This window comes from Streptomyces mirabilis (genome assembly GCF_018310535.1).
Classification (GTDB): Bacteria; Actinomycetota; Actinomycetes; order Streptomycetales; family Streptomycetaceae; genus Streptomyces.
The window spans coordinates 8,042,523-8,061,611 of sequence record NZ_CP074102.1; the positions used below are offsets into that span (position 1 = coordinate 8,042,523).

Annotated in this window: 19 protein-coding genes; 10 read left to right on the forward strand and 9 right to left on the reverse strand. The window is 72.0% G+C overall.

The annotated features are described in order from the left end of the window. Positions 1-256 precede the first annotated feature (256 nt). Genes SMIR_RS35585 through SMIR_RS35600 form a run of 4 tightly spaced genes read left to right on the forward strand, consistent with a single transcriptional unit; the run spans position 257 to position 4,554 of the window. On the forward strand, positions 257-3,025 hold the full coding sequence (locus tag SMIR_RS35585) for a sensor histidine kinase (RefSeq protein ID WP_249938518.1): 2,769 nt from the start codon (positions 257-259) through the stop codon (positions 3,023-3,025). 2 nt (positions 3,026-3,027) lie between these two features. After that, positions 3,028-3,501 carry a roadblock/LC7 domain-containing protein gene (locus SMIR_RS35590; protein WP_054228754.1) on the forward strand — a complete coding sequence of 158 codons (474 nt, stop codon included), beginning with the start codon at positions 3,028-3,030 and terminating at the stop codon, positions 3,499-3,501. A gap of 59 nt (positions 3,502-3,560) precedes the next feature. Beyond that, positions 3,561-3,992 carry a DUF742 domain-containing protein gene (locus tag SMIR_RS35595; protein WP_060898551.1) on the forward strand — a complete coding sequence of 144 codons (432 nt, stop codon included), beginning with the start codon at positions 3,561-3,563 and terminating at the stop codon, positions 3,990-3,992. Next, entirely contained in the window at positions 3,943-4,554 is a 612-nt protein-coding gene (locus SMIR_RS35600; protein WP_054228753.1) for a GTP-binding protein, read from the forward strand. Before SMIR_RS35595 ends, SMIR_RS35600 begins: the two co-directional genes overlap by 50 nt. Before the next feature lie 54 nt (positions 4,555-4,608). Here the strand turns inward: SMIR_RS35600 and SMIR_RS35605 are convergent, their stop codons facing one another. From SMIR_RS35605 to SMIR_RS35615, 3 genes are read right to left on the reverse strand one after another with little or no spacing between them, the layout of a single operon-like run. After that, positions 4,609-5,283, reverse strand: coding sequence for an ABC transporter permease (locus tag SMIR_RS35605; RefSeq protein ID WP_075025595.1), 675 nt, complete (start codon positions 5,281-5,283; stop codon positions 4,609-4,611). Next, the gene (locus SMIR_RS35610; protein WP_168489592.1) at positions 5,280-5,987 is read right to left on the reverse strand and encodes an ABC transporter permease; all 708 of its coding nucleotides are present in this window, start codon (positions 5,985-5,987) and stop codon (positions 5,280-5,282) included. Before SMIR_RS35610 ends, SMIR_RS35605 begins: the two co-directional genes overlap by 4 nt. After that, the gene (locus SMIR_RS35615; RefSeq protein WP_168489591.1) at positions 5,984-7,120 is read right to left on the reverse strand and encodes an ABC transporter ATP-binding protein; all 1,137 of its coding nucleotides are present in this window, start codon (positions 7,118-7,120) and stop codon (positions 5,984-5,986) included. Before SMIR_RS35615 ends, SMIR_RS35610 begins: the two co-directional genes overlap by 4 nt. Positions 7,121-7,405: 285 nt before the next feature. Between SMIR_RS35615 and SMIR_RS35620 the strand changes: the two genes are divergently transcribed. After that, positions 7,406-9,496: a GH92 family glycosyl hydrolase gene (locus SMIR_RS35620; protein ID WP_212727863.1), complete on the forward strand. Its 2,091-nt coding sequence runs from the start codon at positions 7,406-7,408 to the stop codon at positions 9,494-9,496. A gap of 32 nt (positions 9,497-9,528) precedes the next feature. On the opposite strand, the gene SMIR_RS35625 is transcribed toward SMIR_RS35620, so the two are convergent. Then, positions 9,529-10,308: a DeoR/GlpR family DNA-binding transcription regulator gene (locus SMIR_RS35625; protein ID WP_168489589.1), complete on the reverse strand. Its 780-nt coding sequence runs from the start codon at positions 10,306-10,308 to the stop codon at positions 9,529-9,531. A gap of 155 nt (positions 10,309-10,463) precedes the next feature. Between SMIR_RS35625 and SMIR_RS35630 the strand changes: the two genes are divergently transcribed. Beyond that, entirely contained in the window at positions 10,464-11,354 is an 891-nt protein-coding gene (locus tag SMIR_RS35630; RefSeq protein WP_212727864.1) for an SIS domain-containing protein, read from the forward strand. A 32-nt stretch (positions 11,355-11,386) separates the two neighbouring features. Then, positions 11,387-12,238 (forward strand): class II fructose-bisphosphate aldolase, encoded by an 852-nt coding sequence (locus SMIR_RS35635; RefSeq protein ID WP_212727865.1) that lies wholly within the window; start codon positions 11,387-11,389, stop codon positions 12,236-12,238. Positions 12,239-12,240: 2 nt separating this feature from the next. On the opposite strand, the gene SMIR_RS35640 is transcribed toward SMIR_RS35635, so the two are convergent. Together SMIR_RS35640 and SMIR_RS35645 are read right to left on the reverse strand one after the other, a co-directional pair. After that, a complete protein-coding gene (locus SMIR_RS35640) occupies positions 12,241-12,522 on the reverse strand; it encodes a hypothetical protein (RefSeq protein WP_212727866.1) in 282 nt (93 codons plus the stop codon). After that, positions 12,519-13,352 carry a phytanoyl-CoA dioxygenase family protein gene (locus tag SMIR_RS35645; RefSeq protein WP_212727867.1) on the reverse strand — a complete coding sequence of 278 codons (834 nt, stop codon included), beginning with the start codon at positions 13,350-13,352 and terminating at the stop codon, positions 12,519-12,521. Before SMIR_RS35645 ends, SMIR_RS35640 begins: the two co-directional genes overlap by 4 nt. 71 nt (positions 13,353-13,423) lie before the next feature. Between SMIR_RS35645 and SMIR_RS35650 the strand changes: the two genes are divergently transcribed. Next, a complete protein-coding gene (locus SMIR_RS35650) occupies positions 13,424-14,197 on the forward strand; it encodes a helix-turn-helix domain-containing protein (protein WP_168489585.1) in 774 nt (257 codons plus the stop codon). Here SMIR_RS35650 and SMIR_RS35655 read toward each other — a convergent pair. Next, positions 14,187-15,332, reverse strand: a complete 1,146-nt coding sequence (locus SMIR_RS35655) for a methyltransferase (protein ID WP_211118633.1) — start codon at positions 15,330-15,332, stop codon at positions 14,187-14,189. The two genes, SMIR_RS35650 and SMIR_RS35655, sit on opposite strands and share 11 nt — an antisense overlap. Positions 15,333-15,436: 104 nt before the next feature. On the opposite strand from SMIR_RS35655, the gene SMIR_RS35660 reads away from it, so the two are divergent. Continuing rightward, entirely contained in the window at positions 15,437-16,138 is a 702-nt protein-coding gene (locus SMIR_RS35660) for an alpha-ketoglutarate-dependent dioxygenase AlkB family protein (protein ID WP_168500857.1), read from the forward strand. Next, complete coding sequence (locus tag SMIR_RS35665) at positions 16,135-17,379, forward strand: ROK family protein (RefSeq protein WP_212727868.1); 1,245 nt, start codon at positions 16,135-16,137, stop codon at positions 17,377-17,379. Before SMIR_RS35660 ends, SMIR_RS35665 begins: the two co-directional genes overlap by 4 nt. Positions 17,380-17,502: 123 nt before the next feature. Here SMIR_RS35665 and SMIR_RS35670 read toward each other — a convergent pair whose 3' ends face one another. Together SMIR_RS35670 and SMIR_RS35675 are read right to left on the reverse strand one after the other, a co-directional pair. After that, positions 17,503-18,486 carry a phosphotriesterase family protein gene (locus SMIR_RS35670; RefSeq protein WP_249938519.1) on the reverse strand — a complete coding sequence of 328 codons (984 nt, stop codon included), beginning with the start codon at positions 18,484-18,486 and terminating at the stop codon, positions 17,503-17,505. Beyond that, positions 18,483-19,067, reverse strand: coding sequence for a DUF4865 family protein (locus tag SMIR_RS35675; RefSeq protein ID WP_168489584.1), 585 nt, complete (start codon positions 19,065-19,067; stop codon positions 18,483-18,485). The genes SMIR_RS35670 and SMIR_RS35675 overlap by 4 nt, the downstream gene beginning before the upstream one ends. Positions 19,068-19,089: the final 22 nt, after the last annotated feature.

The window sequence follows — 19,089 nt, forward strand, 5'->3', positions numbered from 1 at the left end:
ATGGCCGTACTCTTGCGGCAGCCGCTAATGTTGGCCGAGTCGGGGGACCTGGTTCCACTTGCTCGGCCCGAGCGTGCTGACATGACCCACGTTCACGCAGCCCGGGCTGCGGGCTTCCAATTGGGAATGAAGTCAAGGAGGTTTGGTGCCCGCGCACAGGAAAGCCGCCCGGGGGCCGCAGACCACGGCTCCCCGAATAGGCCGGACGCCTTCCCTCCTGGACCGTTGGCCTTTCCGCAGGAAACTCAACGTCCTGGTGATTGTCCCACTCGCCGTCGTTTCGGCGATGATCGCCTATGTCGTGTACGCCGAGATCGACTCGGCCCGTTCCGCCGCCTCCACCGCCCAGCTCGTTCGGGACAGTGCGCAGGTCACCAAGCTCATCGACGGCGTACAGACCGAGCACCGGCAGGCGCTCCTCGTCTCCCTGCGCTACGAGGCCGCCCGCTCCGGCGACAAGGCGCCGGGCACCTCCGCCTTCCTCCAGGCGCAGCAGAAGGTCACCGCCCAGGCGGAGGCCGTGCGGTCCACCTACGGGGGCCGGCTGCCCGACGCCGAGGCCCAGGCGCTCAAGGAGCTGGAGGGCCTCGACAGCCTCCGCAAGACCATCGAAGAGGGCCCGATCCCCGCCGACAACATCGACCCGGCGTACGGATCGGTCATCGAGGGCCTCATCAACGGCCTCGGGCTCGGTCAGTCGGGCGGCGAGTCCTCGGAGTCCGCGGGCAATCTGCTGGACGCGCTGCTGCGCGCCGACACCGCCCACGCCTCCTTCGAGACCAGCGTGTTCGCGGCCCGGACCCGGGACCCCAACGCGCTCATCGAGTACACCGGCGCCGTCGGCGACTACGAGCAGTACACCTACCAGGCCGAGCGTTTCACCCGGTTCGCCAGCCAGGAACAGGGCGCCCAACTCGCCGCGATCGAGCACAGCCCGTACCAGAGCGTCGTCGCCCAGCACTACGCCGCGCTGCAGGTCGACCCCAGTGGTCTGGTCGCGGGGAACGCCTCGCAGCTGCGCGCCGCGCTCGACGACGCCCTGGCCGCCGACCCGACGTACCAGCGTCAGGCGGAGAACCGGCTGAAGATCACCGAGTCGCTCATCCACCAGATCGCCGCCGACACCCAGAAGGCGTCCAGCGACGCCTGGTGGCAGGTGCTGTGGCTGGTGGCCGCCAACCTCGCCGCCTTCGCGGCCTGGATCCTGTTCTCCGTGCTGGTGCGCCGCTCCGTGGTGCGGACCGTGCGGAGCCTCACCGAGGCGGCCCAGCACGTGGCCGACGCGGCCGAGACCGAGCTCGCCCGGGTCGCCGACGACGACGCCGACGACGCGAGCCCGCCGCGCCTGGAAGCCGTACCCGTGCCGGTCCGCGACGAACTCGGCGAACTCGCCGAAGCCTTCAACCAGGTGCAGGTCACCGCGACCGCCCTGCTGGAGCGCCAGGTCATCAGCCGCCGCAACATCGCCGAGATGTTCGGCAACGTCGGCCACCGCGTCAGCAACCTGACCGCTCGTCAGCTCGCGCTGATCGACTCGGTGGAGCGCGGCGAGACCGACCCGGAGGTACTGGACCGGCTCTACCGCATCGACCACATCGCGGTACGCCTTCAGCGCAACGCCGACAGCCTGATGCTGCTCGCCGGCATCCGCGAGACGGGCCTCAACACCGGGCCCATGCGGCTCAGCAACATCGTCCGCGCCGCGCTCGGCCAGATCGAGGGCTACCAGCGGGTCACCCCGCACGCCGAGGGCGATGTCACCGTCGCCCCCGACATCGTCGGCGACCTCACGCTGATGCTCGCCGAACTGCTGGAGAACGCGGTGACGTTCTCCCCGGCGTCCAGCAGCGTCGAAGTCGTCCTGCGGCCCCGGCACGGCTCCGGTGGCGGCGCGCTGATCGAGATCATCGACCACGGGCTCGGGATGAGCGCCGAGCGGCTGGAGGAGGAGAACGCCCGCCTGATCCGCCGCGAACGGCTCGACCTGGCCCCGACCGAGGTCCTCGGCCTCTTCGTGGTCGGCGGTCTGTCCCGGCGCTGGGGCATCGAGGTCGTCCTGACCCGCACCCCGGGCGGCGGCGTCACCGTCACCGTCGCGGTGCCCGGCTCCCATCTGCTGCTCGCCGACCCCACGGGGGCCGCGGCCAGGGCCCCGCACATCCTGCCGCCGCCACGCCGCCCCGGCGGGACCGAACCGCGCCCCGCGGCGGTCGACCCGGAACCCGGTCCCTCGTCCCTGCCCCGCAGGATCCCCGCGCGCAGCCGGGGAGTGGACGGCCACACGGGCCGTCAGGAACCGACGGGCGATGGCGCCATGGGTGGCTACGGCGGCCCCGGCGCCTCCCGGCCCAGGCCGGGCGGCACACCGGGCACCAGGACTCCGGGGGCGGCGCAGCCCGCGGAGCGCGAGACAGCGGGACGAGGCACGCCTCAGGACGCGGTCGGCGGCCCGGGTCACCAGCGTGGCACCGGCACCGGCATGGAGAGCGGACACGGCCGGCCGTCGCGCGCCGGGGGCGGCGGCATGGACAGCGGGCTCGTGCAGAGGTCACGTGGCGCGAGCACCGGCCCGGGGAGTGCGGCGGGGCAGCCGCCGCGCGGCCCGAACACCGGCATGAGCGGCGGTCTCGGCCAGCCGCCCCGCGGCGCGAGCACCGCGCGCGGCTCCGGTACGGCCCCGTCGGCACCCGGCAGCGCCCCGGCGCGACCGGGCGAGGGCGGCCCCAGTCCGCTCAGGCGGCGGGTGCGCGGCGCGACCCTGCAGGCCACCACCGCCTCGACCCGGCTGCCCAAACAGACCATCACCAACCCACGGCCGCCCGCCTGGCAGACCGCCGACGCGGAAGCGGCACGATCCGAGATCGACGAGTTCGAGGAAGCCGTCCTGCGGGCCGAGCGCGAGAGCGCGACAGAGGTCCGTGGTACCGGCTTCGGGTCGGCCCGTTCAGGGGGCCGTCCCGACACCTCTGGCGATTCCAGCACAGAGAACAACAGACCCTCATTCCCGGAAGGCATGAGCAAGTGACCATGTGGACAGGTGGACCGGAGTCCGCGGCCGTGGAACAGGCGACGGACGTGAAGGCCGCCGCTGCCGACTTCAATTGGCTGCTCAATCGTTTCGCCACCGAGACCGCCGGCGTCGTCGACGTGATCGGGGTGTCCTCCGACGGTCTGTTGATCGCGGTGTCCCAACTACGCGGCAAGGCGGACTCGGAGCGGCTCGCGGCCATCGTCTCCGGGATCACCAGCCTCGCCATGGGCGCGTCCGGCAACTACGGCCTCGGCGGGCTCAACAAGGTCATCATCGACCTGGAGGAAGGGCACGTCCTGGTGTCCGCGCTCGGCGCGGGCGCGGTGCTCGGCGTGGTCGCCTCCAAGGAGGCGAAGCTCGGGAACATCGCGTACGAGATGACCCTCTTCGCCAACCGCGCCGGTGCCGCTCTGAGCCCGCAACTGGTCATGGAGCTCAAGAACACCGTGGGGATCGCGCCGACCGGTTGACGGTCGGCGGGGGCGTCACGAAGGCCGGGACGACCCGCGAGGTGAAGGGTGAGGACGAGATGACGGCCGGCGAGCCATCAGCCGCCGACGACGACGCATGGGGAGCGGAGCACCCCCCGTCGATCGTCAGGCCATTCCTGCTGACCGCGGGGCGGATCGCCGGCGGTGACAGTCTGGTGCCGACGATTCCGATCGAGACGCAGGTCGTCGCGACGGATCTCGGTCTGGCCACGCTGGACGCCTTCGTCTTCGACCAGCACCGCGACATCATCACGGTCTGCCGCCAGCCGCAGTCGCTGGCGGAGATCGCGGCGAAACTGCGGATGCATTTGAATGTGATCAGGGTGCTCGCCGACGATCTGCGCGCCGACGGTCAACTGGCCTTGTACGCACCGCAGGCCGAATCCGCCCGCGACGCCACCGTATTGCGAAGGGTTATCGATGGTCTCCGAGCTATCCCCGACTCCCGGGGCGCGATCCGTGAGCGCTGACACCGAGGGTCCCCGGCCGCCGATGCCGGTGAAGATGGTGATCGCGGGCGGCTTCGGCGTGGGCAAGACCACCACCGTGGGTGCCATCTCCGAAATCGAGCCGCTCACCACCGAGGCGTCCATCACCTCGGTCGCCGCGGGCATCGACGACCTCTCCCACACCCCGGAGAAGATGACGACCACCGTCGCCATGGACTTCGGCTGTGTCACGCTCGACCCGACCCTGAAGCTCTACCTGTTCGGCACCCCCGGCCAGGAGCGCTTCGGGTTCATGTGGGACGACCTGGTCGAGGGTGCCCTCGGCGGGCTCGTCATCGTCGACACCCGCCGGCTCGACGACTGCTACGCGGCCGTCGACTACTTCGAGCACCGCGAGATCCCCTTCGCGGTGGCCGTCAACGCCTTCGACGGCAAGGTCGAACACGACCTGAACGACGTACGGTGGGCCCTCGACGTCGGCGACCACGTGCCGCTCACCGTGTTCGACGCCCGTGAGCGCGGGTCCGTACGGGACGCGCTCCTCGTCGTCCTCGAACACGCCCTGGCGACCGCGCAGCAGTGAACGAAGGAAGAGGGGGGACGGGCCTTGTGGCTCGTCCCCCCTCTTCCCTTTTCCTCAGGCCGTACGGCGCCTGCGCACCCCCGGGGACACCGCCACCCGGGCGATGGCCCAGAACAGCACCAGCACGAGCAGCGCGAGGATCGCGGTGAGGGCCGCGCCGCCCACCACCTTCTCGTAGTTGCGCTGGTAGAGGCCGTCCAGGATGTAACGGCCGACCCCGCCGAGGCTCACATAGGCCGCGATGGTCGCCGTGGACACGATCTGGATCGCCGCCGAACGCAGACCGCTGAGGATCAGCGGCAGCGCCGCCGGCACCTCGACCTGGAAGAGGACCTTCCCCTCCGGCATGCCCATTCCGCGGGCGGCGTCGACGGGGGAGGGATCCAGGGTGCGGATCGCCTCGTACGTGGTGATGAGGATCGGCGGGACCGCCAGCACCACGAGCGGGATCATCACGGGCACGATGCCGAGGCCGAGCCAGACGAACATCAGCACCAGCAGCCCGAAGGTGGGCAGCGCCCGGGCGCCCGCCGAAACGAAGGCCAGCGCGTTGCCGCCGCGGCCGGTGTGTCCGGTGACCAGGCCGATGGGCAGGCCGACGGCCGCGGCGATCGCGAGCGCCCCGGCGGTGTACTGGAGGTGTTCCCACACACGCTGCGGGATCCCGTCGTACCCGTGCCAGTGGGAGCCGTCGGAGAAGAAGGACTGGATGAAGTTGAGTACGTTCACGAGACGCTCTCCGGTGTGCGGGCGGCGCCCGCGATCGTGGACGTACGGCGTGCGGCCTTGCGGCCGGAGGCCGGCTGCCAGGGGGTGAGCACGCGGCGCAGCAGGACGAGCACGGCGTCGACCAGCACCGCGAGAACGGCGGTGGTGACCACCGAGTTCACGGCGAGGAGAGGGCGGTGGTAGAGCATCGCGGTGGTGAGCAGGTTGCCGAGCGCCCCCTGGTTGCCGATCAGCGAGCCGACGCTGACCAGACTGATGCTGGACGCGGTCGCCACGCGCAGTCCGGCCATGATCGCGGGTACGGCGATGGGCAGTTGGACCTGGAGGTAGCGCCGCAGCGAACCGATGCCCATCGCCGCGGCGGCGGCGTTCGTCTCCTCGGGGACCGAGCGGACGCCGTCGACGACCGCCGGGACGAGAACCACCAGACTGTAGAGGGTCAGCGGGATCATCACGGTGGTCTTGCTCAGCCCGGTGTAGTCGATGAGCACCACGAAGAAGGCGATCGACGGGATCGCGTACAGCACCGTGGTGATCCAGAGGACCGGCGGATAGATCCAGTTGACGCGGACGCACAGCAGGCCGATCGGCAGCGCCAGCAGGAGACCCACGAGCACCGGGACCAGAGCCTCCTGCATGTGTGTGGAGATCAGGCCGAAATAGCTGCTCTGGAGGTCGCTCGGGATGTCGAAGAAGCCGTTCATCGCGCGGCCTTCACCGTGGAGACGCCCTCGGAGTCCGCGGCGCGGCGCTGCCTGGCCGCGCGGATCGCCGAGGCGACCGTCTCCTGCCCGGCGAGACCCAGCACGCGTCCCGCCCCGTCCACGGCGACCGCCTGACCGGTGGGCGAGAGCACCGCCCGGTCCAGCGCGACCCGCAGCGAGTCCTTGCCGACCTCGAAGGCCTGCCCGTACGGCTCCAGTGCCTGGACGTCACCGGCCCACACCGTCAGGTCGGCCCAGCCCAGCGGCTTTCCGTCCGCGTCGGTGACCAGGACCGGTCCCGCGCCGCCCGACCTCCCGGCGAGCTGCTGCCAGTCGCTGCCGACCGGGAAGACCTGGGAGCGGTCGAGTTCGAGGTCGCGGGTGGACAGGAACGACAGCCCGCGGATGCCCCGGTCGCCGCCGAGGAACTCCTCCACGAACGCGTCGGCGGGTGCCGACAGCAGCTCGTCGGGGGCGGCGAACTGGGCGAGCTTGCCGCCGGTGCGCAGTACGGCGACACGGTCACCGATCGTGATGGCCTCGTCCATGTCGTGGGTGACGAACACGATGGCCTTGCCCAGTTCGCCCTGGATGCGCAGCAACTCCTCCTGTAGACCGCGCCGGACGACCGGGTCGACGGCGGAGAACGGCTCGTCCATCAGCAGGATCGGCGGGTCGGCGGCGAGTGCGCGGGCGACACCGACGCGCTGCTGCTGGCCGCCGGAGAGCTGGTAGGGGTAGCGGCGGGCCATGGCCGGGTCCAGGCCCACCCGTTCCATCAGTTCCGCCGCGCGGGCGCGGGCGCGCTGCTTGGACCAGCCGAGCAGCCGCGGCACCGTGGCGATGTTGTCGAGGATCGTGCGGTGCTGGAAGAGCCCCGCGTTCTGGATGACGTAACCCATGGACTGGCGCAGGGCGTTGACCGGCTTGCGGAGGATGTCCTCGCCGTTGACGCGGATCGTGCCGCTGCTGGGCTCGATCATGCGGTTGATCATCCGCAGTGTGGTGGTCTTGCCGCACCCCGAAGGCCCGACGAGCACGGTGATCGAGTGGTTCGGTATCTGGAGGGACAGGCGATCGACGGCCACCGTGCCGTCGGCATATCGCTTGCTGACATCTTCGATGGCTATCAAGCGTCGAAACCCTTCGGGAACGGCTGTGATCGGACGTGACCGGATCACATGCACGAGGGTGCGTAGTCTAGCCAGTTGGCGCGTGTGTTCGGGCATAGCAGGGTGGCCGGTTGTGGAGGGTGCGCAGGTGGAGCCCGTTGCGTCGCACGAGCCGGTCGGGTGAGAGCGGGCGCTCCGCCGTGCGGGTGATCTCCGGGCGTGGCGGCGCGGAGGCGACGACATCCCCCGGGAGACTGTCGACCTCATGCTCTGTCGCCCCTGCCGCCACAGCCCGGAGAGACCCACTTGCGATTCCCCTTCCGCCGGGCCGCGCTGGCCGGCGCCGCCGTGCTCGTCGTGTCGTCCGCCCCGGCCGCACCCGCCGCCGCGGACGACACGGTGGCCGACCCGGCCCAGTACGTGAACCCCTTCGTCGGTACCGCGCCCGGAGGGGCCGATTTCGGCCATGGCGGCGGTGCCGGAAACACCTTCCCCGGCGCGACCGCACCCCTCGGCGGGGTGCAGTGGAGCCCGGACACGGTGACCTACCAGCACGGCGGGTACGCGTACAGGGACAACCGGATCCGAGGATTCAGCCTCACCCACATCTCCGGGGCCGGCTGCAGGGACTACGGCAACGTGCCCTTCATGCCGATGCTCGCCGGCGACACCAGCAGGCAGGCGACCTTCTCGCACGCCAACGAGCGGGCGACACCCGGAAACTACCGGGTCACCTTCGACAACGGCATCGGCAGCGAACTCACCGCCACCCAGCGCTCCGGCATCGCCCGCTTCACCTACCCGGCCACCGACGACCGCCCCGCCGCGCTGAGCGTCGACGCGGGCAAGGCGTTCAACGCGGCGACCGGAACGGTCGACATCGGCACCGACACCCTGTCCGGGTTCACCGACAGCGGCGGCTTCTGCAAGTCCGCCAACCGCTACCGGCTCTACTTCCACGCCGTGTTCGACCACCCCTTCGCCCACGTCGTCCACCCCGACGGCAGACCGGGCGCCGCGCAGGTCTCCTTCGGCCCCGATGTCCGCACGGTGACCGTCCGCGTCGGCGTCTCCTTCGTCAGCGTCGACGGCGCCCGCGGGAACATCGCCGCAGAGCAGCACACGAACCCGTACGACCAGATCCGGCGGGCCGCCCGCGACCGCTGGAACGACTGGCTCGGCCGCATCGGTGTCGGCGGCGGCACCGACACCCAGCGCCGGGTCTTCTACACCGCCCTGTACCACTCGCTCCTGCACCCCAGCGCCTTCAGCGACGCCGACGGCCGCTACCCCGGCATGGACGGCCGCATCCACACCACCCCCGCAGGACACGTCCAGTACGCGAACTTCTCCGGCTGGGACGTCTACCGCTCCCAGGTCCAGCTGCTCGCCCTGCTGGCCCCGCACGAAGCCTCCGACATCGCGCAGTCCGTCCTCAACCAGGGCCTCCAGGCGGGCTACTTCGACCGCTGGACCCTCGCCAACGGCGGCACCGGCGTCATGGTCGGCGACCCGCTGCCCGTCATCGCCTCCGCCGTGTACGCCTTCGGCGCCACCGACTTCGACGCCCGAGGCCTGCTGCGCGCTGCCATGGCGGGCCGCAAGGACAAGCGCCAGCGGCCCGGACACGAGCGGTACGACGCCCTCGGCTACATTCCCGCCGGCACCAAGGGAGTGTGGGGCTCGGCGGCCACGACTCTCGAATACGCCGTTTCCGACTACGCGTTGGCCCAGCTCGCCCACCGTCTGGGCGACACCGCCGCCTACGACACCCTGCTGAAGGCCTCCAGGAACTGGCGCAACCTCTTCAACCCCGCCACCGGCTACCTCCAGCCGCGCGCGGCCGACGGCACCTGGCCGGCCTTCACCCCCGCGCAGACGAAGGAGTACGTCGAGGGGAACGCCGCCCAGTACACCTGGATGGTCCCGCACGACCTGCCGGGCCTCTTCACCCTGATGGGCGGGAACGGCGCCGTCACCGCCCGCCTCGACACCTTCTTCACCCAGCTCAACGCCGGCGGCACCCAGCCCTACGCCTACCTCGGCAACGAGCCGTCGTTCGACACCCCTTGGGCGTACGACTTCGCGGGCCGCCCCGACCGCGCCCGCGACACCGTCCGCCGCGCACTGACCACCCTGTTCAGTGACCGCCCCGACGGCCTCGTCGGCAACGACGACCTCGGCGCGATGTCCTCCTGGGCCGTGTGGGCGAGCCTCGGCATGTACCCGCAAGCCGCCGGCACCGGGCAACTCGCCCTGGCCGAACCGGCCTTCCCCAGCGTCGTCGTGCACCGCCCGGGCGGCCCCAGGATGGGGCTCGTCGCGCCCGACGCCTCCGCCACCAGCCGCGACATCCGCACGCTCACGGTCACCGCGCCGAACCGAAAGGGTTCGTGAAACCGGCGTCGAGCCGGCGGGGGTCGGGGACGTCAGACGGCGACGACCCCGACCCCCGCCTCTGCGAACCGCCGCACGGTCTCCTCGTCCACCGCCGAGTCGGTGACCAGTGTGTCCACCGACTCGGCCGCGCAGATCCGGGCGAAGGCGCGCCGGCCCAGCTTGCTGGAGTCGGCGGCGACGATCACACGCTCGGCGCGCTCGCACAGCAGCCGGTTGATCGCCGCCTCGGCCTCGTCGTGGGCGGCCGCCCCGTGCGTCACGTCGAAGGCGACCACGCCCAGCACGGCGACGTCCATGGTGATCTGGCTGAGCACACCGTCCGCGAGCGGCCCGACCAGCTCGTACGACTGCGGGCGGGCCACCCCGCCGGTCAGCACGATCTTGAACTGGGGCCGCACGGCCAGTTCGCTCGCGATGTTGAGTGCGTTCGTCACGACGGTCAGCGCGGGCGACCCCGAGGCGAGATCGGGGCGTACCGCCAGTGCGCGGGCCACCTCGGTGGTGGTCGTGCCGCCGGTCAGGCCCACCGCCTCGCCGGGCGCGACCAGATCCGCCACCGCCTTCGCGATGCGCTGTTTCTCCGAGGCGTGCCGGGCGGTCTTGTAGCGCAGCGGCAGTTCGTACGACACCCCGTGGACGACCGCGCCACCCCGGGTGCGTACGAGCATCTGCTGCTCGGCGAGCTGGTCGAAGTCGCGCCGGATCGTGGCGGGCGACACCTCCAGCTCGGCCGCGGCCTGCTCGACTTCCAGCCGGCCCCGCTCCACGAGCAGTTCCAGCAGCGCCTTCCAGCGGGCGTCGCGCGACATCCGCACACTCCGTTCCTCGATCCTTCGCGACCCTAGCGCACCCCCGGCGTATCGCATTCCCTGGCATTTCCGACGTCGAAATGCTTGATTGTGCTCGAAAGTCGACCTTAACTTGCACTATCTTGCATAGAGGACGTCAGTGGGAGGGGTACGGCATGACCCATGTCGAGCACGAGTTGAACAGCCAGCCCGAGTGCTGGATCCGCGCCGCCGAGCAGGCCAAGGCGCACGGCGGCGCACTGCCGGAAGCGGGGGAGCGGGTCGCGATCGTGGGCTGCGGAACCTCCTTCTTCATGGCGCAGGCCGCCGCCGCGCTGCGCGAAGGGTCCGGGCAGGGCGAGACGGACGCCTTCGCCGCCTCGGAGTTCCCAGGCAGCCGCTCCTACGACCATGTGGTCGCCCTCACCCGCTCCGGCACCACCACCGAGGTGCTCGAACTCCTCGGGCGGCTGCGCGGACGTACCAGGACGACGGCGATCACCGCCGACCCCGCGACCCCCGTGACGGACCTCGCGGACGAGCTCATCGTGCTCGACTTCGCGGACGAACGCTCCGTGGTGCAGACCCGGTTCGCGACCACCGCGCTCACCCTGCTCCGCACCCACCTCGGACTGCACACCGACGCCGTCGTCGCCGACGCGCGCACCGCGCTCGCGACCCCGCTGCCCGAAGGGCTGGTCGACTGCGCGCAGTTCACCTTCCTCGGCCGCGGCTGGACCGTCGGGCTCGCCAACGAGGCCGGGCTCAAGATGCGTGAGGCCTCCCTGGCCTGGACCGAGGCGTACCCGGCGATGGAGTACCGGCACGGGCCCATCAGCATCACCACCGCCGGCACGGCCACCTGGATGCTCGGCGAGGCCCCCGAAGGGCTGGCCGAGCAGGTACGGGCCACGGGGGGACGGTGGGTGGCGGGTGAACTCGACCCGCTCGCCGAGCTCGTCCGCGCCCAGCGGCTCGCGGTCGCCGTCGCCGCGGCCCGCGGACTCGACCCCGACCGGCCGCGCCACCTCACCCGCTCGGTCGTCCTCGCCCCGTCGGCCCGCTGAGCCGGCGGGCCGCGCACCCAGAAGGAGGAGTTGTGCCACTCGCAGCCACCGGTGACCTGGTCACCGCCGCGGCCGGGGCGCGGACCGCCGTCGCCGCGTTCAACATCATCACCCTGGAGCATGTCGAGGCCGTCATCGCGGGCGCCGAGTCCGTGGCCGCCCCCGTCGTCCTCCAGGTCAGCGAGAACGCCGTGAAGTTCCGCTACGGACGGCTGCTGCCACTGGCCCGCGCCGCCGCCGCGGCCGCCGAACGTGCCTCGGTGCCCGTCGCGCTGCATCTCGACCACGTCGAGAGCGACGAACTGCTCCGCCAGGCGGCAGCCGCCGGATTCAGCTCGGTGATGTACGACGCGGCCCGGCTGCCGTACGAGGAGAACCTCGCCGCCACCCGAGCCGCCGCCGACTGGGCACACGCCCAAGGCCTGTGGATCGAGGCCGAGTTGGGGGCAGTGGGTGGCAAGAACGGTGAGCCGCCGCTCGACGCGCACGCGCCCGGCGCCCGCACCGACCCCGCCGAGGCCCGTGCGTTCGTGGCTGACTCCGGCGTCGACGCCCTTGCCGTCGCGATCGGCAGCTCGCACGCGATGACCACCCGCACCGCCGCCCTCGACCACGACCGCCTCAAGCGGCTGACCGCTGCGCTCGGCGTGCCGCTCGTCCTGCACGGCTCCTCCGGAGTGCCGGACGACGAACTGACCGCGGTCGTCGCGGGCGGCATCGCCAAGGTCAACGTCGGCACCGCCCTGAACATCGCGATGACCGGCGCCATCCGGGAGTTCCTCGCCGCCCACCCCGAAGCCGTCGACTCCCGCAAGTACCTCAGCGTGGGGCGGGAGGCGATGGCGGGGACGGTGGCGCGCCTGATCCGCGTACTGAGCGCCTGACCTCAGCGGCCCCCGGCGTCGACCAGCTTCTCGAAGAAGAGCTCGTGCTTGAGGAACGACACGTCGTACTCGCCCCCGGGATACGGCGGGATCAGCTGCGCCGCCTGGAACAACCGCCAGCCGTCCTTCAGGGCGTCGATACCCGACGCGTACGGCGGCTCGTCGCTGTCCCCGGTCGTGGGGGACGTGCGGCCGGTGCCGTCGTAGACCGACCAGCCCACCACCTCCGCGTCCAGTGCGGAGGTGGCCAGGTAGAGGACCAGAACCTGCTGACGGACACTCATACAGCCTCCTCCTGGGGGCGGTTGGCGACCCGGGTCACCCAGTGGTCCAGGTCGAAGGAGTCGTCCCCGGTGAGCGCGCGCCACAGCAGGACCCGGTGGTAGATCTCGAGGCGGCCGGTGGCGTGCTCGTACCAGGGGAACGTCGTGGAGAGTTCCTCGGCGACCCCCGGGTCGCCGAGGTCCGAGGTGTCCCACAGCCGACGCTGCCGCACGGTCGGGTTGAAGCGGATCTTGAACATACGGCGGACCACGTCGCTGTCGTTGCGCCGCCCGCCGTGCCACAGGCCATGGTGCAGAAACACCACGGTGCCCGCCGGGCAGACCAGCCGGCTCTGCCCGCGCAGATTCTGGTAGCGCCCGGTGTCCGACTCGTTGGTGCGCCGCAGATGGCTGCCCGGCACGCTGAGCGTGCCGCCCATGTCGAGTGTGACGTCCTGCGGGTAGTACATCAGCTGCACGTCGAAGGCGTCGGTGCGCACGTCGATGATCGCGTCACCGTGCAGCGGCTGCGCCCGCCCCTCGTGCGGTTCGCGGATGTGGACGTAGTGGTGGTCGACGGCGGGGCCGGGCCCGACGAGGCTCCGCAGGGCCCCGGCCACGGCGGGGAGTTCCAGCAGCCGACGGACGAAGGAACCCGCCGGGTAGGCGGCCGGCACGGAGCTGCCGTAGGGAACCTCGGGCACGCCCGCGCGCAGCACCTCCATGCCCTCGGCGTTCATCTCCGGCGGCACCACGTCGTCCAGCCGCAGCGAGCCGTGGGCCACGAAGTGCGCCATCCGGACCGAACTCAGGAGGGGGGTGTCCGTGGTGTGCTCCAGCGTGTTGGTCATGCGACTCAACGTAGGCTCGGCGGCGCCGGCGGCGCGTTGGCGCGGCTCACCACTGCTGGTAGTTTTTCACCATGCGGGAGACGGAACTGCACCTCGGCGAGCCGCCCGCCGTCGTCAACATCGGCGTCGGCGTGCACGGTGTGGCGAGCCGCACGGACGTCTTCCGGCTGCCGGAGCTGTGGCAACTGCACCTCTACCAGTACGACGCCGAGCTGACCGTCGACGGCACCGCGCACACCATCCGCCCCGGCCGCGTGAGCCTCGTACCGCCCGGCACCACGGTCCGCTACCGTTACCAGGGCCGCTCCGAACATCTCTACGCCCATCTGCGCATCGCCCCCGCCGGAGCGCCCCGCACCGTCCCCGTGATGCAGGACGCGGGACCCGAATTCCCCATCCTTTCCAGCCTGTTGCTGAACGCGATCGCGGCGGCCCCCGGGGCACCCGAGCACACCCGGGCCGAGATCTGGACCGCGCTGTGGCGTATCGCCCGGCTCACCCCGCCCACCGCCACGAGCCGCGGCCCGCACCCGGCGGTCGGCACGGCCATCGCCCACATCGAGGCCCGGCTGGCCGCGCCGCTCACCATCCCGGAGATCGCCCGCGCCGCCGGGATCTCCCACAACCACCTCACCCGGCTCTTCCGCGCCGAGACCGGCACCACGGTCGTGGCCTACATCCGCCACCGCAGACTTCAGCGGGCCCACCATCTGCTGCGGGCCTCGACGCTCTCCATCCCGGCGGTCGCCGCCTCCGTCGGCATCCCCGACCTACAGGCCTTCAACAAGGCGTGCCGCCGCGAACTCGGTGCCTCGCCCCGCGTGCTGCGCGGGGCTACTTCTTGACGGCCCTCAGGACGACGAACTTCGCGTCGCTCGCCACGAGTTCACTGTTGCCGAAGAGGCGGCGCAGCTTCAGGTGGTAGCCGAGATGGCGGTTTCCGATGACCCACAGCTCGCCGCCCGGCCGCAGCGCGCGCCGCGCCCCCGAGAACATCCGCCAGGCCGTGGTGTCCGTCGTCGCCTGGTGCGAGTGGAACGGCGGATTGTTCAGGACGAGGTCCACGCTCCCGGCGGGGACGTCCGCGAGTCCGTCGCCCACGCGGAACTCCGCGCCGACGCCGTCGGTATTCTCCCGGTACGTCTCCTCGGCCGAGGCGACCGCCTGGTACGACTCGTCCACGAACAGCACCTCCGCCTCCGGGTTGGCCAGCGCCATGGCCGTACCGACGACTCCGTTGCCGCAGCCCAGGTCCACGATCCGCTCGGGGCCCCGGCTGCGCGGCAGGTGCTGGAGGAGGAAGCGGGTGCCGATGTCGAGACGGTCGGCGCAGAACACGCCGGCGTGGTTGACGACGGTACGGCCGGAAACCGGCCCGATGTCGTCGGGGAGCCGGTAGCTGTACGGCCAGGGGTTGGCGGCGCGGGCGATCCCGGGGTAGGGGGTGCAGAAGATCAGCCGGGCCTTCTTCTCGGCCAGCGAGGTCCGGGTCGGGCCGAGGATCCGCTCGAAGAGGTGGAGCGTCGAGGTGTGGATCTCCTTGACCATGCCCGTGCCCACGACGACGGTCCCCTCGTGCACGCCGGGCGCCAGCCGGTGCAGCTGGTCCTCCAGCAGGGCGAGGCTCCTCGGCACCCGGACGAGGAGCACGTCGATGCGGTCGGGGGGCGTGTCCTGGGTGGTCAGCAGCCGTACCGCGGCCGCCTCGACCCCGTTGCGGCCCAGGTTCGCCCGGGTCGCCTCCTGCGCGAGGAAGGAGTCGGTGATCTGCGTCGGCCGGTGCGCCGACAGCGCCGTGGCCAGTGCTCCCCAGCGGTCGCCGACCACCACGACCGACCCGGACAGCGGCGTTCCGCTCTCCGCGAGGTGCCGCAGCAGATAGGTGTCGGCGGCGTCCCAGGCACGGAGCTGGTCGCGGGGGTCCTCGGGGAAGCGGGCCAGCGCGTACTCGGCCCAGGGCGCGGTCATCCGGTCGTTCATCGTGGGTCAAGGCTAGCCGAGCCGCAGCTCAGCCAGGTCCGGGCCGGGTCTTGATCAGGTGCGGGCACGGGACGGGCGGGGTGCGCGAGGATGGTGGCATGTCCATGGATGAGGAGCTGTTCCCCCGGAGCCGGGCGGAGATCGCGCCGGGTGCGGTGCATCTGCCGGACTGGCTGGACCCGGTTGCCCAGCGGCAGCTCCTCGAGGCCTGCCGTGCGTGGGCCCGCCCACCGGCCGGGCTGCGTACGGTCTACACGCCCGGCGGCGGCACGATGACCTCCCGGCAGGTGTGCCTGGGCTGGCACTGGTACCCGTACCGGTACGCGCGCACGGTCGCCGACGGTGACGGCGCCCCGGTGAAGCCCTTCCCCGCCTGGCTGGACGAGCTCGGCCGCCGCGCGGTCGCGGACACCCTGGGCCCCGAGGCCGCCACCGCCCCGTACGACATCGCACTGATCAACTTCTACGACGCCGACGCCCGTATGGGCATGCACCGCGACAGCGACGAGAAGTCCGACGCGCCTGTGGTGTCGCTGAGCCTCGGCGACACCTGCGTCTTCCGCTTCGGGAACACCGAGTCGCGCTCGCGCCCGTACACGGATGTCGAACTGCGCAGCGGGGACCTGTTCGTGTTCGGCGGGGCCTCCCGGCTCGCCTACCACGGGGTTCCCCGAGTGCGCGACGATACGGCGCCGCCCGAACTGGGCCTGACCGGCCGTCTGAACGTGACGCTACGGGTGAGTGGCTTCCAGGTGCCTTCGGGCGGGGCACCGTACGAGCGGATCATGGGAGACTCGCCCTCATGAACGGCAAGGCGGGCCCCCGGACGGCGGGGGAAGGGAACACGCGGACACGGCTGGACCGGGGGCGCGGGGCGCTCGGACCCGCGCTGGAACTCGTGCACACCGGACGCGCGCCGACGCGTGCCGTACTCACCGCCGAGCTGGGCGTCACCCGGGCGACCGCGGGCGCGGTGGCCGCGGAGCTGGAGGCGCTGGGGCTGATCCGGGTCGACGCGCGGCCCGGCGCGGCGGCCGGTTCGCAGGGACGGCCCTCGCACCGCCTGGAGGTCGCCGAGGACGGTCCTGTCGCGCTGGCCGCACAGGTGCACGCCGACGGGTTCCGCGCCGCGCTGGTCGGGCTCGGCGGCCGGATCGTCGCCACCGCGCCCAGCTGCGAGACCGTCGACGCCGACCCGGCGAAGGTGCTGGGCGCCGTCGTCGAGACCGGCGCGGAGCTGCTCCGCGCGACCGGGCGGCGCTGCGTGGGCGCCGGACTCGCCGTACCGTCCGCCGTCGCCGAGCCGGACGGGCTCGCCCTCAACCCCCTCCACCTCGCCTGGCCCGCGGGCGCCCCCGTTCGCCGGATCTTCGCAGAGCGGGTGCGCGCGGCGGGCATCGAGGGCCCGGCGTTCGCCGCGAACGACATCAACCTCGCCGCCCTCGCCGAGCATCGCCACGGCGCCGGGCGTGGCGCCCGCGACCTGCTGTGCGTGGCCACCGGGCACCGGGGCGTCGGCGGCGCGCTCGTACTCGACGGGCGGCTGCACACGGGCAGCTCGGGCCTGGCCCTCGAAGTCGGCCACCTCACCGTCAACCCCGAGGGCCGCCCCTGCTACTGCGGCAGCCGCGGCTGCCTCGACGTCGAGGCGGACCCCCTGGCGTTCCTCACGGCGGCGGACCGCGACCCCGGCCCCGAGGTGTCCCTCCTCCAGCAGGCCAACGACCTGATCCGCACCCGGTACGACCAGGACCCCTCCGTCCGCACGGCCACGGAGGCGCTGATCGACCGGCTCGGCCTCGGCCTCGCCGGACTGGTCAACATCCTCAACCCCGACCGGATCATCCTCGGCGGCCTGCACCGCACCCTCCTCGACGCCGACCCCGACCGCCTGCGCGCCGTCGTCGCCGACCGCAGCCTGTGGGGCCAGAGCGGCGGAGTACCGATCCTCGCCTGCACCCTGGACCACAACACCCTGGTAGGTGCGGCGGAGTTGGCCTGGCAGCCGGTCCTGGACGACCCCCCGGCGGCACTGGCTCGTACCTGAGGCCGGACCTGAGGCCGGACCTGAGGCCGGACCTGAGGCCGGACCTGAGGCCGGACCTGATACGAGGCCGTCGAGGCGGTAGTGGCCCTCTCGCGTGCTTGGTGTGCTCAGGCCCCACATGGCCTAGGCGGCGTCCGGCAGCCGGGGCGGACGGGGTGGTGTACCGCGCCACTCCACGGCGAGCGCCCGGCCGGGGTTCTGCGTGAAGATGCGCTCCACGAGTTCCGCACCCAGAGCCAGTGCGAGCCGTGGGCGCACCCGGCGCAGCAGATACGGCATCCCGGGGCCGCCGTTGACCGAGCGTGCCGCAGCGGTCGTCGTGTCGGCCCCGAGGAGCAGGCGGTGGCCGAAACCGGCGTCGGCCAGGGCGCGTACGGCGTCGGGCATGCGCCAGTCGGTGGCGTGGTTCGCGCGGGAGGGTCCGTCGAAGGCGAGGTAGGCGCCCGCCTCGGCGGCTTGGCGCTGCACCACGAGGTCCGGGGAGCGGTTGAGGTGGCCCAGGATCACCCGGTGCGGCGGCACCTCCAACTCGCCGCACAGCAGGTCGAGTACGTCGAGCGCGGCCGTGCCCAGCTCCAGGTGCACGGCGATCGGCGCGCCCGTGGCGTGGTGCGCCTCGGCCGCCGACGTCATCGTCCAGCGGGCGTGCGCGTCGAGCGCGTGGAAGCCGCCCGCGACCTTGACGAGTCCGGCCCGGACCCCGGACGTGCCGATGCCCGAGGTGAGCTCGGAGACGAAGACCTCGGTCAGCCTGCCGCGCAGTTCGCAGAGCGACTCCGGTGTGTGGTGGACCGCCTGGTGCAGGCCCGTAGCGGCGACCACATGGACGCCGGTGTCACGGGAGAGCAGCGGCAGGTCCGCGGCGCGCCGGCCCAGCCCGTACGGCGTCCACTGCACCACGCTCCCGCCGCCCTGCTCGCGGAATGCCGCCAGTTCGGCCCGCGCGGCGGACGCGTCGCGCAGTTCCTGGCCGGGGAGCGCGGGACTGCCGAAGAAGAGGTGGTCATGGGCGTCGCACACCCCGAGGCGCTCGGGCGGCACGTCCCCGAGGACCGTACGGACCCTCGCGGGGACGGCGCCACCGACGCTCGTGGGGGCAGGGCTCACCACTGCCGGCCCCGGGGCAGCGAGTCGCGCCCGGGCGCCGACAAATGCAGCACCTGGAAGACCTCGCCGGGTGCCTTGGGCGTGTCGTGGTCCCAGAGAGAGAAGTGGACCAGCTCCCAGTGGCGCGGGTCGACGACGGCGGCCGCGCACACCGCGCCGTCGAGCGAGGCCAGCCGCTCCGCCTCCGCCGCGGCCTCCGCCATCACCTCGGCCAGGTCGGCGCTCTCCGGTACGGGCTGCCGTCGCCGCACCGCGACCTGGGCCGGTACACCGGCGGCGCCGCCCTCCTCGTACGCGAGGCCCGTCCAGTTCTGCACCACCGGCCGCCCGAAGTCATTGACGAGGCCCTGGAAGGCGCCGCCCCACAGGAAGGAGTTCATGCCTTGGACGGTGTTCCAGAGGTAGAAGGGCGCGTACTGGTTGACCGGCGAGCCGTGCCCCCCGCGCTCACGCATCAGATACGTCTTGAAACCGAGCCCCTCCCAGTCGTCGAGGAGGTGCCCGATGCGAGAGACCCGGGCGCGGATGATCCCCATGTCGTATTCGGCGGGGAACGTCAGTTCGTACTGCATCGCGTGCATCGCATGCCTCCTTGAGGGGCCT